Here is a 15,667-nt window from a genome sequence, read left to right as displayed (position 1 = left end):
GGCGCCGTGGACGGGTGGCCTCCCCGCTCTGTCATCGGTACCTGAGAGCTTCACCACCGGGTCCGGCGGTTTGCACCGTGGGCGCAGGACATGACGTCCTGTCTTTCCAGAGTCGCCTGGCCGAAGCGGTAGTTGGGCCTGAGAGATTCTGGGGAGAGTTGCTCCTTCGGCGCCTCGCCAAGGGTGGACGAGGGCTCTCCCGCTTCGGTTCGAACAGCGCGATGTGAAGTTGTGGGGCCCGACCGTGAGGCCGGGGGGGCGGGGGAGGATTGGCTCCTTCGGCTCCACGTCGTCACATGACGTGGGCTCTCCCGCGCAGAGTCGTCAGCTGTGTAGGTGCTGTCGGATCTTTCCGGAGGCAACGTAAGGGCACCGGAAGACAGCCGTCAAGAGTCCGTCCGGTGTACGGGCCGGTAACGGATCGGCCCAGGATGTGCGCCTTGAGCTGCACAAACGCCGTGCCGAACGCCGTGCCCCACGGGGGAGCGCCGTACTACTCGGAAGTAGTGTCCAGCGTTCGGCCGGTCCCTTGACCGGTTGCTGATGTGGCCCTAGCCTCACCGCACATTGCCGTTCACCCCGGAGCGGGAGAGCACTGGATCAGCCAGACCCAGGCGCCGAAGGAGCAACACCTCCCCGGAATCTCTCAGGCACCCCTACCGCTCGGGCAGGCAACTCTGGAAAGCAGGCGCAAAGGCGCCTCGCCGACGGTGCAAGCCGCGTGCTGAGCGCGGCGAAGCTCTCAGGCTCATGACAGAGGGGGAGGCTCACTCGGCCGCACGGGCTCCTGCCCGTGCTCGACATTCGAGGAGCCCCTGATGGCTGTTCCGCCGCCTCTTCCCTGACCGCCACTGCCTGGCGGCTCCCGGGCTGATCTTCGATCTACTATGTGGGACCGTTCTGACGCCGTTCCGGTCGGCTGCCGCATGCCCGCGCGCGCAGCCCGCCCTGCCGCTCGCCCCCTGTGGGCGGGTGATCATTCTCCGAGATACCCCCTGTCCCGTGCCCGCACGGGTATTGAGATCTGCGAGGTTTGCCCATGCCTGAACGCAGTGACACCGGCTCGACGGCCGCGCCGGACCAACCGGCGGCCGGATCCACGCCCCCGCCCGAGGGCGAGCAACACCTCTCCCGTCAGCTGTCCAACCGGCACATCCAGCTCATCGCGATCGGCGGTGCGATCGGAACCGGCCTGTTCATGGGCTCGGGCAAGACGATCTCGCTGGCCGGGCCCTCGGTGATCTTCGTCTACATGATCATCGGCGTGATGCTCTTCTTCGTGATGCGGGCGATGGGGGAGCTCCTGCTCTCCAACCTGCGCTACAAGTCCTTCGCCGACTTCGCGGCCGACCTGCTGGGGCCATGGGCCGGCTTCTTCACCGGCTGGACCTACTGGTTCTGCTGGATCGTCACCGGCATCGCCGACGTCATCGCGATCTCCGGGTATGTGTCCTACTGGTGGCGCGACCTACCGCTGTGGATACCGGCGCTGGCCGCCGTCATCCTCTTGATCGCCTTGAACCTGCCCACCGTGAAGGCGTTCGGCGAGACCGAGTTCTGGTTCGCACTGATCAAGATCGTCGCGATCGTGGCGCTGATCGTTGTCGGACTGGTCATGGTGTTCAGTCACTTCCAGGCGCCCGGGGGTGCGGCGGCAAGCTTCTCCAACCTCTGGAGCGACGGAGGGTTCTTCCCCACCGGCCCCATGGGGTTCGTCGCGGGATTCCAGATCGCGACCTTCGCCTTCGTCGGCATCGAGCTGGTCGGCACCACCGCGGCCGAGGCGGAGAACCCGGAGCGGAACCTGCCCAAGGCGATCAACTCGATCCCGGTGCGCGTGATGCTGTTCTACGTCGTCGCGCTGACCGTGATCATTTCGGTCACGCCCTGGCGCGAGATCAGTGCGGAGCGCAGTCCGTTCGTCGTGATGTTCACCCTTGCCGGCCTGGGGATCGCCGCCTCGGCGATCAACTTCGTGGTGCTGACCTCGGCCGCCTCGTCCGCGAACTCGGGTATCTACTCCACCTCACGGATGGTGTACGGGTTGGCCCGCGAGGGCGATGCCCCGGCGCGCTTCGGCAGACTCACCTCCAGGAAGGTACCGGCCAACGCCCTGCTCCTCTCCGGGGTGTTTCTGCTCGCCGGTGTGGTCATGGTCGCCATGGACGACTCGATCATCGAGGCGTTCACCCTGGTGACCACCGTGTCCGCCGTGCTGTTCATCTTCGTCTGGTCGATCATCCTGATCAGCTACCTCGTCTATCGCAAGCGCCGTCCGCACCTGCACGAGGCGTCGAAGTTCAAGATGCCCGGCGGCATCGTCATGTGCTACGTCGTGCTCGTGTTCTTCGCGTTCCTCATCTGGGCGCTGACCCAGGAGCCCGACACGCTGCAGGCCTTGCTGGTGACCCCGGTCTGGTTCGTCATCCTCGGCATCGCGTGGGCGGGCCTCCGCCGCCGCCCGGGCCATGCTGCCCGTGAGGCGGCCTTCCGTTCCGAACTCCACAACGCGCAGCAGGACTGATACGGCCACCGGATCCATAACCGGCACCGATCGCGAGCGCCGTTCCCGGCGGATGGGAACGGCGCTCGCTTTCGATGTGCTTGGTCGCACGGGTGCGGGTTCCGCCCACCCGACCGATGAGTTTCGCCTCGACGCATCGTCTGCATGTAAGGAACGTCCCCCTTCCGCACCGGCGGGAGGCCCGAGATGAGATGACAAGGAGCGTGCACACCGTGGACCAGGAGAACGTGAGCGCCACCCTGACCGTCGCCGTGCCCGCCGCGAGGGTGTTCGCGGTGCTGGCGGACCCGACGACCCATTCTGCGATCGATGGCACCGGTTGGGTTCAGGAAGCTGCCGACCGGGCGCCGCTGACCGAGGTGGGGCAGATCTTCCGGATGGACATGTACCACGCCAACCATCCCAACGGTGACTACCAGGTGGCCAACAAGGTCCAGGTGCTCGACCCGCCGCGCGCCATCGGCTGGCTGACGGGGCAGGAGAAGGACGACGGTCGCCTGGAGTTCGGCGGCTGGATCTGGCGTTACGACCTTGCGCCGCTCGGTCCGTCCAAGACCGAGGTCACGCTCACCTACGACTGGTCGGCGGTCCCGCAGTCCATCCGGGAGTACCTCCAGTTCCCGCCGTTCGGCCCCGAACATCTCACCAACTCGCTGCACCATCTGGCCGAGCTCGTCTCCGGTGGGTGATGTCGTCGACCAGGTCTGGCCGACTTCCTCCCCCAGAGGCTGCTGGACGACATCGCGCACGTCGGTCCGGAACCGCGGCACCACCTGGCGGGGCCGCTCCACCGGGTCTGCGGGCGGGGGGAGTTGGTGGATCGCACCGCGGGCACGCACCTATCGCGTGGTCCATGCAACCATCATCGGGTCCGGAGCATCCATTGAGGTGAACATGGCCTGTCGACCGAAGGAAGCCCACCGTGACGCACCCGAGACGTCTTGAAGTCCGCAGGACCCGTAACGCTGCATCTGCCCGCGGCATCCGCGCCGCGGCTCCGCTGGCCGCCGCGCTCCTGGTGGCCGGCGGCCTGACCGCCTGGTCGCTCGCTCCCCAGGAGGCATTCGCGGCGACGGGCCGCGCGGCCCCCGAGGGCGACTTCAACGGCGACGGCTATGCGGACCTCGTCTCCGGTGCCCCGGGAGCCACCGTCTCCCACAAGGCCCAGGCGGGATACGTGGCGGTGACATACGGCTCGGCGAACGGGCTCGTCCCGTCCCACAAGAAGCTTGTGAGCCGTTCGACGAGCGGGGTGCCGGGATCGGCAGCCGCCAAGCAGCGCTTCGGCGAGACCTTCAGCAAGGGCGACCTGGACGGCGACGGCTACAGCGACCTGGTCATCGGTGCGGGAAAGGCGTCGTCGGGCAGCGTGATCCTGTGGGGCTCGCCGTCCGGACTGACCGGCGGCACACCGATCGCCACGTACGGACAGGCGCCGCAGGTGGGGGACTTCGACGGCGACGGCAAGGCCGATCTCGCCCTCTTCGGTGATCCCGGCAGCTACGGTGACGACCCCGTGGCGCAGGCCGCGAACCTGTGGAAGGGCCCGATCTCGCGGACGGGATCGCCGGCCGCGCGGCTCAACTTCCTGGACAAGTCCGAGTGGTTCGGCTACGACGACGACGCACCGGGCGCGGAGTGCGCCAAGAACGACAGCTGTGTCAGCGGCCCCCGCTCGATCAGCGGCCCCGTCGTCGCCAAGGCCACCGGCGATGTCAACGGCGACCACCGCCAGGACATCGTGATGTGGAACTACGCCGGCGACGGCGAGTGGGACAACAAGGTCCTGCTCGGCGGTCGTGCGGGCTTCAAGGAGGCCGCCGCGCCCGGCGTCCGGGGCACCGTCGGCGTGGGTGACGTGGACGGCGACGGTTACGGCGACGTGGTGGCCGGCGACAACGAAGACACCGGCAAAGTAACGGTCGCGTACGGCACGCCCTCGGGCCCTTCCGCCACCCGCACGCAGTCCTTCGACCAGGGCCTGCCCGGTTTCCACGGTGCCCAGGAGAGCGGCGACCGGCTCGGTTCCTGCGTCGCGGTCGCCGATGTGACCGGCGACGGCCGCGCGGAGATCGCGCTCGGGATCAGCGGGGAGGACTTCAGCGGCCTCGCCGACGCGGGCTCGATCGCTCTGCTGCACGGCACCGCATCGGGTGTCACCGGTGCCGGCAGCCAGGTCCTGCACCAGAACACCCCGGGTGTGCCCGGGGTCGCGGAGAAGAACGACGCCTTCGGGGCGGCCTGTGGCCTCCTCGACGTCAACGGTGACGGGCATCGTGATCTCGCCGTGTCGTCGGCGGCGGAGAACGCCTCGTCCGGCGCGGTATGGTCCCTGCGCGGTTCCGGCCACGGTCTGACGACGAAGGGCGCGACGGCATTCGGCCCCGGCGACGTCGGAGGCCCCGTCACCAAGGCGGAGTTCGGCATCTTCCTGCGCTGAGGACACACCGCCGGGCAGGGGAGGGAGGCCGCCCCCCCCGCCCCTCGCCCGGCGGGACCGCAGGTCCCGCGCGTCAGGCGCGGTCAGTCGTCCAGCAGACCGTTCAGTTCGGCAGCGAACAACTGGGCGGGGTCGAAGCCCATCCCGGCGAAGTGGCCGGCGAGTTCCAGCGAAAGGACGCCGTGCAGACGGGTCCAGAAGACGAGGGCGCGACGCAGTGCCGGGGCCGGGGACGGGTGTCCGCCGTCCCACTGCCGGTGCTCATCGAGGTGCGCGTCCAATGCCGTTGCGGCGGTGTCCGCTGACGTCGCCGCGCAGGCGTCGAGCAGCGTCGACATGATCTCGGCGGTGATCGCGGTGGTGTCCTCCGGCGCGTGGTAGCCGGGTACGGGCGTGCCGTAGACGAGGAGATACCGCTGGGGGTCGTCGAGCGCCCAGCGACGCAGTGCGTGTGCGAGGTCCGCGAGGTCGCCGCCGTCCGTGGCGGTGGCACGGAACGCGTCGGCCAGGCTGCGATAGGCGTCCCTGATCAGCTCGGTGATCAGTTCGTCGCGGCTCGCGAAGTAGCGATAGAGCGCCGGGCCGCTCATCCCCATCCGCTTGGCGATCGCATTGAGGGACAGCGCGGACGCCCCCGCGGTGGCGATCTGCTCCCACCCGAGTTCCTTGATCTCTGCGCGTACCTGTGCCCGGTACCGGTTGCGGGGACTCTTTGCGTTCTCCGTCATGGCCACCAGCCCTTCATGTCAAAGGTGTTACACGCTATCACTGGCGGAAGTGCTTCTAATAATTCCTGCGTCATTCCCTTGACGGGTGGTGGCGCAACACCTCAAGCTAGGCGCAGTTACAAGCTCTAACGAGAGTGTTGATGCGTAACGGGGCTAGGTCTCCGCCGCCCCAAGACGTCCTGCGCGGGCGTCAGTTCCGTCAACCGTCCCCTCGCCGTACCTCCCGACCGCGCCGGCAGTGCCGGCACGCGCCCTTCAAGGAGAGCCGTCATGCGCAGAGTGATGAGACAACTTCGGCGGACGCTCACCGCCCTGACGGCCGGGGCGGTGCTGGCCACGCCGATGCTGGCCACGCCGGTTGTCGCCGCGCCGGCGCTCGCTGCGTCCGGCCGTACCGCCCCAACGGCCCCGACGGGCCACATCACGTGGCGTCCGTGCACCGACGCCGGGTTCCCGGGCATGCAGTGCGGCACGATGCGGGTGCCGGTGGACTGGTCCAAGCCGCGAGCCGCGCAGCTCGATCTGGCCCTGGTCCGCCGTAAGGCCGACGACCCGGCACACCGCCAGGGCACCTTGCTCCTCAACGACGGAGCCGGTGGCTCCTCGATCGAGCAGCTGAGGCTGGCGACACGCAATGGCTTTCCCGATATCGCCGGTGCCATGACCCAGCGGTTCGACATCGTTGCGGTCGACCCACGCGGGGTGGGCCACAGCACCCCCATCCGCTGCTCCGAGCCGCTCAAGCCCGCCGGGGTCAGCTACTTCCCGAAGAACCGGGCCGCGTTCGACAAGCTCGTGGCCCACAACCGCACCTTCGCCAAGGACTGTCTGCGCCGCAACGGCCCGCTGGTGGCCCATGTCGACCTGACCAGCACGGCCCGTGACATCGAAGCGGTCCGTACCGGGCTCGGCGTCCGCCGGCTCAACTGGTACGGCATCCACTACAGCACCCTGCTCGGACGCACCTATGCGGCCCTCTTCCCTGGCCGGTTGCGCACGATGACCCTCGACACCGCGCTGGACGACACCACTTCGCCCCTCACCCGGATCGTCAAGGAGACGACCAGCGCCGAAGAAGCCTTCAACCGGTTCGCCGCCTGGTGCGCCAACTCGGCGCAGTGTGCTCTGAAAGGACATGACGTCGCCGCCGAGTACGACGCCCTCGTCGCCCGCGCGGACCGCACCCCCGTCCCTGTCGCGGGCGGCACACACCGCCCGCTGACCGGTGAGGACATCCGCGGTGCCACCCAGGACTACCTGAACATCGCCAGCGTCACCTGGCCCGCCCTGGCCAAGGCGATCGTCATGGCGCAGGCGGGCGACGCCACCGACTTCACCGTCGACCCCGATGGCACCCTCGATCCGGTGCAGGTGCTGGTGCCCGCCTGCCTGGACAACGCCCGTCCGGTCAGCACCTTCGAAGAGGCCGACCGACTGCACAAGTCGCTCGCCGCACGCGCACCGCACCTCGGCGGGGCGGTGCGCTCCCAGGCCGCGCTCGCCGGCTGCCTCGGGTGGCCGGTTCCTGCCAAGCCCGTGCGGGCCGGCCGTCTGGTCTCCGGGGCACCGCCCGCGCTGGTCATCCAGTCCACGCACCAGGCCCTGGCTCCCCACACGGCGGGCTCCGCCATGGCGGCCCAGCTGCCCGGCAGCGTCGTACTCAGCCGCGAGGGCGATGACTACAGCATGTTCCTGCTGTCCTCGTGCGTGCGCGCCGCGACCAACCGCTACCTGACCGACCGCGTCCTTCCCGCACCGGGTACCACCTGCGCCAACTGACCAAGTGGTACGTGCCACGGCCCGGCCCGGGCCCAGACGCCGGCCCCGCCCGGACATCCGAGTGATGTCCGGGCGGGGCCGCTGCGTGCGGCTGCGATTGTGAACGAAATGCTGCGCGCGCGTGGCGGGAGAATCAGAAAGTGAGACAAGGGCTCTCGCCGCATTGACTTGGCTGATTATCGCTGCCAGCCTCCCGAGTGTGAGTCACTCGGAGAACTTCACCGCACGCCTGCACGTCGATCTTCGACGCCAGGCCAGCGCCATCTGTGCCGCTGGCCGCTAGAGCTGCCGACCGGCGTCAGCTCCTGAACGACCCGTGATCCCGGTGCACTTACCGGCCTGGGATGTCCTCGTCGCCTGGTGATTCCCGCCGCATACATACCTGGAATCTGCCGGGTTCGGTGCGCGTGCCGACTGGTTCCGATTCGCCATTCGCCTTTCCCTTTCGGTTTTCGCACCTCGGGTGGTCTTTACGCCCCGCCGGCAGCGGATTGCGGATCTCGCAGGCCGCGGAGGGCTTCGCTCGGGCGCTCGACCACCATGCACCGGTCATCGCCACCGCCGGCCCGTAGCCACCCGGCTCCTGCTGCCCACCCGGCTCCTCCTGCCCCCCTTCACCCGCGTCCGCAACAAAGGCAGTTCGCGTCCCACCGCGCTCCACCCACCACCCGAACAGGACACTTCCATGAGCACGCTGATCACCCCATCCAGCCGACGACAGTTCCTCACCCTGCTGGGCCTCTCGGCGGTCGCGGTCAGCTGCGGCTCCGGGGGCGGCGGTGCGGCCAAGGATCAGACCAAGACCCTGCGATACCAGGGCTGGGCAGGCTCCGTCATCCTGCCCGAACTGGCCGAGGACCTCGGCTTCCTGGACGACGTGAAGCTGAAGTGGGTCGGCAACACGATCAGCGGGCCACAGGACATCCAGTCGGCGGCCACCGGGCAGGTCGACTTCGGCGGCGCGTTCAACGGAGCGGTCGTCAAACTCGCCGCGAGAAAGGCGCCCATCACAGCGGTCATCAGCTACTACGGCGTCGACAAGGCCGCGTACAGCGGCTTCTACGTGCTCAAGGACAGCCCGATCCACTCCGCCCGTGACCTGATCGGCAAGAAGGTCGGGATGAACACCCTCGGCGCGCACTCCGAGGCGATGCTCGACATCTACCTGCAACGCCACGGCCTGTCGCAGGCGGACATCAAGAAGGCCGAGCCGTTGGTGGTGCCCCCGGTCAACACCGAACAGTCGCTGCGGCAGAAGCAGATCCAGGTGGGTGTCCTCGGTGACATCCTGCGCGACAAGGCCCTGCAGACCGGTGGCATCAGGCCGCTGTTCACCGACTACCAACTGCTCGGCGATTTCTCCGCCGGCACATATGTGGTGAACGACCGGTTCCTGAAGGAGAACCCCGACACCGCGCGCACCTTTGTCACGGGCATCGCGCGTGCCATCGAGTGGGCCCGCGCCACACCGCGCGACGAGGTCATCGCCCGGCAGATCGAGATCGTCAAGAAGCGTGGCCGCAACGAGGGCACCGCTCCGCTGAAGTACTGGAAGTCCTTCGGTGTCGCCGAGACCGCCGGACGCATCACCGACAAGGAGTTCCAGCTGTGGATCGACTGGCTCGCCAAACGCGGTGACATCGAGAAGGGCCAGGTCAAGGCCTCGGACCTCTACACCAACGAGTTCAACGCGTACAGCCGGAAGGACAAGGCGGACAAGCCGTCCGCGGCCAAGACGACGTCCAAGAGCGGGAGCTGATCCCATGTCAGGAACCACCACACCCAAGATCGAGTTCGAGCGGGTGCGCAAGACCTTTCCCGCCAAGAGGGGGAGGGCCCAAGGCCGTGGTTCGGCGCACGGGGACGGCGAGTTCACCGCTCTGGACGGTGTCGATCTGCGGATCGACGCGGGGGAGTTCGTCGTCGTGGTCGGCCCGAGCGGATGCGGCAAGTCCACGCTCCTGGACCTGCTGGGAGGGCTCGCCAGGCCGAGTGCCGGACGGATCCTCCTGGACGGGGAACCGGTGACCGGACCGGGCCTGGACCGCGGCATCGTCTTCCAGCAGTACGCGCTGCTGCCCTGGCGCACCGCCCTGGGCAACGTCGAGTTCGGCCTGGAGGCGACCGGCGTGCCACGACGTGAGCGCGCTGCCCGTGCCCGCGAGTACCTGGACCTGGTCGGGCTCTCCGGATTCGAGAACCGCCACCCGCACGAGCTGTCCGGCGGTATGCGCCAGCGCGTGGCCATCGCCCGCTCTCTCGCCTACGCCCCCGACGTCCTGCTGATGGACGAGCCGTTCGCCGCACTGGACGCCCAGACCAGGGAGTCGCTCCAGGACGAGCTGCTGCGCATCTGGCAGCGCACCGGAAAGACCGTCGTCTTCATCACGCACGGCATCGAGGAGGCCGTCTACCTGGGCCAGCGGGTGGCCGTCATGACCTCCAGGCCTGGTCGTATCAAGCAGGTCGTACCGATCGGCTTCGACTCCCGTACGGCAACGGACGACCTGCGGTCCAGCCCCGAGTTCGCACGGTACCGACACGAGATCTGGACGCTTCTGCACGACGAGGTGACCAGGACCCAACTGCTGGAGAAAGAGGAGGTCTCCGTATGAGCCTCGCAAGCGGTTCGAGCACTCGGCGCAGGACCCCGGAGGAACTCAAGACCCCGGAGGAACTCACGACAACGGAGGACCTCACGACTTCGGAGGGACTCGCGACAACAGAGGAACTCACGACGCCGGAGGAGTTCTCCGCGCCGGCCACCGGCACGTCGTCGGCCTCCGCCCAGGAGTCCGCGGCCGTCCTGCCGGTTGCGCAGAGCAGGCCCCAGCTTCCTCGCCCTCCCGCGCTGCCCCGCATCCTGCGCGCGGCACTGACCGGCGCCACCAAGTCGGCGGCGATCGTCGCCCTGTTGCTCGTGTGGGAACTGGCGCCCCGGTTCGGCCTGGTGGACCGGACCTTCCTGCCGCCGTTCAGCGAGGTCGCCCAGGCGTGGTGGGAACTGGTGGCCAACGGCCAGCTCGCCGACAACGCCCGGGCGAGCCTGGTGCGTTCGTTCAGCGGCTTCGGCATCGCCGTCGCCGTGTCCGTACCGCTGGGCCTGCTCATCGGCTGGTACCGGCCCGTCGCCGATCTCCTCAACCCCTTGCTGCAGGTGTTCCTCAACACCGCCGCCCTGGCCCTGCTGCCGGTGTTCGTGCTGCTCCTCGGCATCGGCGAGACGTCGAAGATCTCCATCGTGGTGTACGCGTGCGCATGGCCGATCCTCTTCAACACCATCAGCGCGGTACGCACCGTCGACCCCACCCTGCTGAGGCTGGCGAAGTCCATGGACCTGTCCGCTCCGCGGCTGTTCCAGAAGGTGATCCTGCCGGCCTCGGTCCCGACGATCTTCACCGGAATCCGGCTTGCCGGGGCGGTGTCCATCGTCGTCCTGGTCGCCGCCGAGATGATCGGCGCCAAGGCCGGTCTCGGCTATCTGATCAACGCGTCCCAGTACAACTTCGCCATTCCGCAGATGTATGCGGGCATCGTCACGATCTCCGTCATCGGCGTCGCCTTCAACCAGCTGCTGGTCGCCGTGGAGAAGCGGCTCAGCTCATGGCGCGTCCCCGCGACGAGCTGACGTCCGTATCCGCCCCCGCGCAAGGAACCCCGAGGAGTCTTCCGTGCCCGCAGCCGGCCCCCGCCGCCTACATCTCAACGCCTTCCTGATGAACGCCGGCCACCACGACGCCGCCTGGCGACATCCGCGTACCCAGCCCGAACGCCTCACTGATCTGCGCTACTTCCAACACCTCGCGCAGACCGCCGAACGCGGCAAACTCGACTCCATCTTCTTCGCCGACGGACTGGCCCTCTGGGGCAAGGTCAAACACAACGCGCTCGGCGGTTTCGAACCGCTCACGCTGCTGTCCGCCCTGGCGACGGTGACCGAGCGCATCGGTCTGATCGCCACCGTCTCCACCACCTTCAACGAGCCCTTCCACACGGCCCGGAAGTTCGCCTCCCTCGACCACCTCAGCGGCGGGCGCGCCGGTTGGAACATCGTCACCTCCGGCACGGTCGAAGAGGCCCGCAACTTCGGGCAGGACGAACACCTCGAACACAGCCTGCGCTACGCCCGGGCGCGGGAATTCGTGGAGGTCGCCACCAAGCTCTGGGACAGCTGGGCGGACGACGCGGTCCTGCTCGACCGTGTGCGCGGGATCTACGTGGACGCCGGCAAGGTGCAGCCCCTTGACCACCGGGGGGAGCACTTCGCCGTACAGGGCCCGCTGAACGTGCAGCGCAGCCCGCAGGGTTACCCGCTGCTGGTGCAGGCCGGTTCGTCCGAGGACGGCAAGGAGTTCGCCGCCCAGTACGCCGAGGCCGTGTTCACCGCACAGCAGACCCTCGCCGACGGGCAGGCCTTCTACAAGGATGTGAAGAACCGCCTGTCCCGCTACGGACGTTCCGAGGACGACCTGAAGATCCTGCCCGGGATCTGCCCGGTCATCGGCGCGACGGAGGCGGAGGCCCGCGCCCTGGAGCAGGAGCTGACTGACCTTCAGGTGCCGGAGTACGGACTCGCTCAGCTGTCGGGGATGCTGGGCACCGACCTGACCGGGCTGCCGCTGGACGGTCCGCTTCCCGTGCTGCCCGAGGAGCGGGACATCAACGGCAACAAGAGCCGCTTCACCCTGGTCGCCGAACTGGCCCGGCGGGACGGTCTGACCCTGCGCGAGCTCATCGCGCGCCTCGGCGGCGGGCGTGGCCACCGGGTCTTCGCCGGGAGGCCGGAGCAGGTGGCCGACCAGCTCGAAGAGTGGTTCACGCAGGGAGCCGCCGACGGCTTCAACGTCATGCCGCCGCATCTGCCGGGCGGCCTGGAGGACTTCGTCGACCACGTCGTGCCGATACTCCAGGAGCGGGGCCTGTTCCGCACCGAGTACAGCGGACGCACCCTGCGCGAGCACTACGGCCTGCCACGCCCCGCGGGCCGGCTCGCCTCCGCCGTCACCGCCACCGAGGGGCAGCCGGCATGACCGGGCTCGATCTCACCACGGACGTCCTGGTGGTGGGCGGCGGCCCCGCCGCCACCTGGGCGGCGCTGAAGGCGGCCCAGGCCGGAGCGGACGTCGTCCTCGCCGACAAGGGCTACTGCGGCACCAGCGGCGCGACCGCGTCGGGCGGCACCGGCGTCTGGTACGTCCCGCCGGACCCCGCCGCGCGGGAAGCGGCCATGGCGAGCCGGGAGAAGCTCGGCGGATACCTCGACGACCGCCGCTGGAAGGAACGCGTCCTGGACCAGACGTACGCGGGCATGAACGAGCTGGCCGCGGCGGGCCGGTACCCCTTCCCCACCGGGCCGGACGGAACACAGCTCAGAAACGGCCTGCAAGGGCCCGAGTACATGCGCCGGATGCGCATCCGCGTCCAGCGGGCCGGGGCGCGCGTCCTCGATCACAGTCCGGTCACCGAGCTGTTGACGGACCCGTCCGGGGCGGTCGCCGGAGCCCGCGGCTACCGACGTCAGGCGGGTGGGACATACCGGGTGCGCGCGGGGGCGGTGGTCCTGGCGACCGGCGGCTGTGCGTTCCTCAGCGGAGCGCTCGGCTGCAACGTCAACACCGGAGACGGCGCCCTGTTCGCCGCCGAGGCGGGTGCCGAGCTGTCCGGCATGGAGTTCTCCAACGCCTACGGCATCGCACCCGAGGGCACCTCGGTCACCAAGACCGCGTTCTACTCGTTCGCGACCTTCTACCACGAGGACGGAACCGTCCTGGAAGGCGCGGCGAGCCAGGGCGGCCGGTCGGTGATCGCCCGCGCTCTGCTGCACGAGAAGGTGTACTGCCGTCTCGACCGTGCCGACGCCTCGGCCCGGCGGGCGATGCGGCTGGCCCAGCCGAACTTCTTCCTCACCTTCGACCGGCTCGGCGTCGACCCGTTCACCGAACGGTTCGCGATCACGCTGCTCGCCGAGGGCACGGTGCGCGGCACCGGAGGGATCCGCCTCACCGGTGACGACTGCTCCACCACCGTCCCCGGGCTGTACGCGGCCGGGGACGCCACCACCCGCGAGCTGATCTGCGGCGGCTTCACCGGGGGCGGCAGCCACAACGCCGCCTGGGCCATCTCTTCGGGCACCTGGGCGGGCCAGGGGGCGGCCCGGTACGCCCTGTCCTTCGGCCGCCGGGGCGGCACACGCCGACTGGCTCCGACGGGCGGGGCGGGCCTCCGGCCGGCCCGGGCAGCGGGCCCGGCAGATGCCCACCGCGAGGTGATCGAGGCGGTTCAGAGCGAGGTCCTGCCGTACGAGAAGAACTACCTGCGCCACGGCATGGCTCTCACCACCTCACTGGCAGCGCTCGACGCCATCTGGGACGAGGCCCGCTCCGCGCTGCTCGGCACGGGGCCGGATGCCGTACGGGCCCGCGAGGCCGCGGCGATGACCGCACACGCCCGCTGGATGTACGCCTCCGCGCTCGCCCGCACCGAGAGCCGCGGCATGGCACGGCGCCTCGACTTCCCCGATCAGGACCCCGCACAGCGTCACCGCATCATCACCGGCGGACTCGACGAGGTGTGGACCCGGCCCGAGCCGGTGGCCGCACTCCTGGAGGCAGTCTCGTGATCGAATTCATCTCCGCAGAGCGCTGCATCGCCTGCGACAAGTGCATCAAGGTCTGCCCGACCAACGTCTTCGACCGAGGCGAGGACGGCATCCCGGTCCTGGCCCGCCACACGGACTGCCAGACCTGCTTCCAGTGCGAGGCGAACTGCCCCGCCGACGCCCTCTACGTCGCCCCGCAGACCCACCCCCTGCCCGCCGACGAACCCACCGTCCGTGACGAGGACGGTCTTGACCGGGCCGGCCTCCTCGGCAGCTACCGCCGCCACATCGGCTGGGGGCGAGGCCGCACGCCCGGCGCCCGGCTCGCCGTAGGACCACACCTCAACCCACCCGGCTCCAAAGAAACCTCCCTGCCCATCACCTCCTGAAATCGCCGAAACCCCTGAAAGGAATACGCACATGAGCACCAGCACAGGCTTCGACATCCGCCGGATCGGCGGACGCATCGGCGCCGAGATCGTCGGCGTCGACCTCTCCGCCGACCTCGACCCGGCGATCGTCGCCGAGATCAACGAGGCCCTCCTGGAACACAAGGCGCTGGTCTTCCGCGGACAGCAGCTGGACGACGCGGGGCAGCTGCGCTTCGCCTCCCTCTTCGGTGAACTCACCACCGCCCACCCCACCGTCCCGTCCGTGGACGGGCAGCCCAACATCCTGCCCGTCGACGGGGACGAGGGCATCCGCGCCAACCACTGGCACACCGACGTCACCTTCGTCCGCACACCTCCGAAGGCATCGACCCTGCGCAGCATCGTCGTCCCGCCCTACGGCGGCAACACGCTGATCGCCAACTCGGCCGCGGCCTACCAGGATCTGCCCGAGCCGCTGCGCGAGCTGGCGGACAAGGTGTGGGCGGTGCACACCAACGCCTACGACTACGCCGCCCCGAAGACCGACAAGGCGGCCGAGCACCGCAAGCAGTTCGTCTCGCGCACATACCGCACCGCCCACCCGGTGGTACGCGTGCACCCCGAGACGGGGGAGCGGGGCCTGTTCATTGGCGGCTTCGCGCAGACCATCGAGGGCCTCGGCCCGTCGGAGTCCCGGGACCTGCTGCGCATCTTCCAGTCGTACGTGACGCGGCCGGAGAACATCGTCCGGGTGACCTGGACACCGGGCGACCTCGTCCTGTTCGACAACCGCATCACCCAGCACTACGCCCCCGACGACTACGGCGACCTCCCGCGCCTACTGCACCGCGTCACCGTCGCCGGGGACGCCCCGGTGGGCATCGCCGGCACCTCAAGCCGCGCCATCGAAGGCGGTGACACCGACCACTACACACCCGCCGTGGCCTGACGCCTCGGGCCCGTCGGCCGCCAGGATCCATGTGGAGCACCTCCTGGCGGCACCCACATGGCAAGTGCCTCTGACGGTGGCAGGAACAGGATTTCGACAATCCTCGTTATCGCCGGTCAGAGGCGCTTGTCGTCACCGGCCTTGAGGACCACGGTCGTTGTCCCGGCTGCGAACGGCACCAGCCGAAGAAAGGTGACGCAAAACCTTCGCTTTGCTATGCCTTGGGTTTTTCTTGACCATCAATTGCCGGTAGCGTCCAGCCCTGGTCGGTGACCCCG

The 15,667-nt window shown here is 68.9% G+C and carries 13 protein-coding genes and 4 riboswitches; of the genes, 12 read left to right on the top strand and 1 reads right to left on the bottom strand.

Annotation, left to right across the window (positions count from 1 at the left end; translation table 11 throughout):
• Positions 1-18 precede the first annotated feature (18 nt).
• Positions 19-116: riboswitch (glycine riboswitch) on the bottom strand.
• Positions 117-212, bottom strand: a riboswitch (glycine riboswitch).
• 363 nt (positions 213-575) lie between these two features.
• Positions 576-672, top strand: a riboswitch (glycine riboswitch).
• A riboswitch (glycine riboswitch) is annotated at positions 673-764 on the top strand. It begins immediately after the preceding riboswitch.
• A 275-nt stretch (positions 765-1,039) separates the two neighbouring features.
• The 3 genes from cycA (at position 1,040) to NUT86_RS02465 (ending at position 4,964) form a co-directional block, all read left to right on the top strand.
• Entirely contained in the window at positions 1,040-2,524 is a 1,485-nt protein-coding gene (gene cycA / locus NUT86_RS02475; protein WP_266437263.1) for a D-serine/D-alanine/glycine transporter, read from the top strand.
• Positions 2,525-2,736: 212 nt separating this feature from the next.
• Positions 2,737-3,213 (top strand): polyketide cyclase, encoded by a 477-nt coding sequence (locus tag NUT86_RS02470; RefSeq protein WP_274733063.1) that lies wholly within the window; start codon positions 2,737-2,739, stop codon positions 3,211-3,213.
• Positions 3,214-3,446: 233 nt separating this feature from the next.
• Entirely contained in the window at positions 3,447-4,964 is a 1,518-nt protein-coding gene (locus NUT86_RS02465) for an FG-GAP-like repeat-containing protein (protein ID WP_446750748.1), read from the top strand.
• Positions 4,965-5,047: 83 nt separating this feature from the next.
• Here NUT86_RS02465 and NUT86_RS02460 read toward each other — a convergent pair whose 3' ends face one another.
• Positions 5,048-5,692, bottom strand: coding sequence for a TetR/AcrR family transcriptional regulator (locus tag NUT86_RS02460; RefSeq protein WP_274733061.1), 645 nt, complete (start codon positions 5,690-5,692; stop codon positions 5,048-5,050).
• Between the two features lie 270 nt (positions 5,693-5,962).
• Between NUT86_RS02460 and NUT86_RS02455 the strand changes: the two genes are divergently transcribed.
• From NUT86_RS02455 to NUT86_RS02420, 9 genes are all read left to right on the top strand, one after another.
• Positions 5,963-7,471 carry an alpha/beta fold hydrolase gene (locus tag NUT86_RS02455; protein WP_274733060.1) on the top strand — a complete coding sequence of 503 codons (1,509 nt, stop codon included), beginning with the start codon at positions 5,963-5,965 and terminating at the stop codon, positions 7,469-7,471.
• 121 nt (positions 7,472-7,592) lie between these two features.
• Complete coding sequence (locus NUT86_RS40575; RefSeq protein WP_373303755.1) at positions 7,593-7,754, top strand: putative leader peptide; 162 nt, start codon at positions 7,593-7,595, stop codon at positions 7,752-7,754.
• A 402-nt stretch (positions 7,755-8,156) separates the two neighbouring features.
• On the top strand, positions 8,157-9,230 hold the full coding sequence (locus NUT86_RS02450; protein WP_274733059.1) for an ABC transporter substrate-binding protein: 1,074 nt from the start codon (positions 8,157-8,159) through the stop codon (positions 9,228-9,230).
• Between the two features lie 4 nt (positions 9,231-9,234).
• Positions 9,235-10,086 (top strand): ABC transporter ATP-binding protein, encoded by an 852-nt coding sequence (locus NUT86_RS02445; protein ID WP_274733057.1) that lies wholly within the window; start codon positions 9,235-9,237, stop codon positions 10,084-10,086.
• On the top strand, positions 10,083-11,099 hold the full coding sequence (locus NUT86_RS02440) for an ABC transporter permease (RefSeq protein ID WP_266437281.1): 1,017 nt from the start codon (positions 10,083-10,085) through the stop codon (positions 11,097-11,099). The genes NUT86_RS02445 and NUT86_RS02440 overlap by 4 nt, the downstream gene beginning before the upstream one ends.
• 43 nt (positions 11,100-11,142) lie before the next feature.
• A complete protein-coding gene (locus NUT86_RS02435; protein ID WP_274733056.1) occupies positions 11,143-12,501 on the top strand; it encodes an LLM class flavin-dependent oxidoreductase in 1,359 nt (452 codons plus the stop codon).
• Entirely contained in the window at positions 12,498-14,090 is a 1,593-nt protein-coding gene (locus NUT86_RS02430) for an FAD-dependent oxidoreductase (protein ID WP_274733055.1), read from the top strand. Before NUT86_RS02435 ends, NUT86_RS02430 begins: the two co-directional genes overlap by 4 nt.
• Positions 14,087-14,458: a 4Fe-4S dicluster domain-containing protein gene (locus NUT86_RS02425; protein ID WP_274733054.1), complete on the top strand. Its 372-nt coding sequence runs from the start codon at positions 14,087-14,089 to the stop codon at positions 14,456-14,458. Before NUT86_RS02430 ends, NUT86_RS02425 begins: the two co-directional genes overlap by 4 nt.
• Positions 14,459-14,489: 31 nt before the next feature.
• Complete coding sequence (locus NUT86_RS02420) at positions 14,490-15,389, top strand: TauD/TfdA dioxygenase family protein (RefSeq protein ID WP_274733052.1); 900 nt, start codon at positions 14,490-14,492, stop codon at positions 15,387-15,389.
• The last annotated feature ends 278 nt before the right edge of the window (positions 15,390-15,667 follow it).

Origin of the sequence: Streptomyces sp. G7(2002) (assembly GCF_028870195.1) — a bacterium.
GTDB classification, from domain to species: Bacteria; Actinomycetota; Actinomycetes; order Streptomycetales; family Streptomycetaceae; genus Streptomyces; species Streptomyces nigrescens.
The sequence above is the reverse complement of the archived record's forward strand: the minus strand, read 5'-3'. Positions and strand labels throughout refer to the sequence as shown.

What these genes read in the sequence shown, in the direction of transcription:
- NUT86_RS02445 (WP_274733057.1), top strand. Translation starts at nt 9,235, where the DNA reads ATGTCAGGAACCACCACACCCAAGATCGAGTTCGAGCGGGTGCGCAAG.
- NUT86_RS02440 (WP_266437281.1), top strand. Translation starts at nt 10,083, where the DNA reads ATGAGCCTCGCAAGCGGTTCGAGCACTCGGCGCAGGACCCCGGAGGAA.
- NUT86_RS02460 (WP_274733061.1), bottom strand. Translation starts at nt 5,692, where the DNA reads ATGACGGAGAACGCAAAGAGTCCCCGCAACCGGTACCGGGCACAGGTA.
- NUT86_RS02430 (WP_274733055.1), top strand. Translation starts at nt 12,498, where the DNA reads ATGACCGGGCTCGATCTCACCACGGACGTCCTGGTGGTGGGCGGCGGC.
- cycA (WP_266437263.1), top strand. Translation starts at nt 1,040, where the DNA reads ATGCCTGAACGCAGTGACACCGGCTCGACGGCCGCGCCGGACCAACCG.
- NUT86_RS02450 (WP_274733059.1), top strand. Translation starts at nt 8,157, where the DNA reads ATGAGCACGCTGATCACCCCATCCAGCCGACGACAGTTCCTCACCCTG.
- NUT86_RS02420 (WP_274733052.1), top strand. Translation starts at nt 14,490, where the DNA reads ATGAGCACCAGCACAGGCTTCGACATCCGCCGGATCGGCGGACGCATC.
- NUT86_RS02455 (WP_274733060.1), top strand. Translation starts at nt 5,963, where the DNA reads ATGCGCAGAGTGATGAGACAACTTCGGCGGACGCTCACCGCCCTGACG.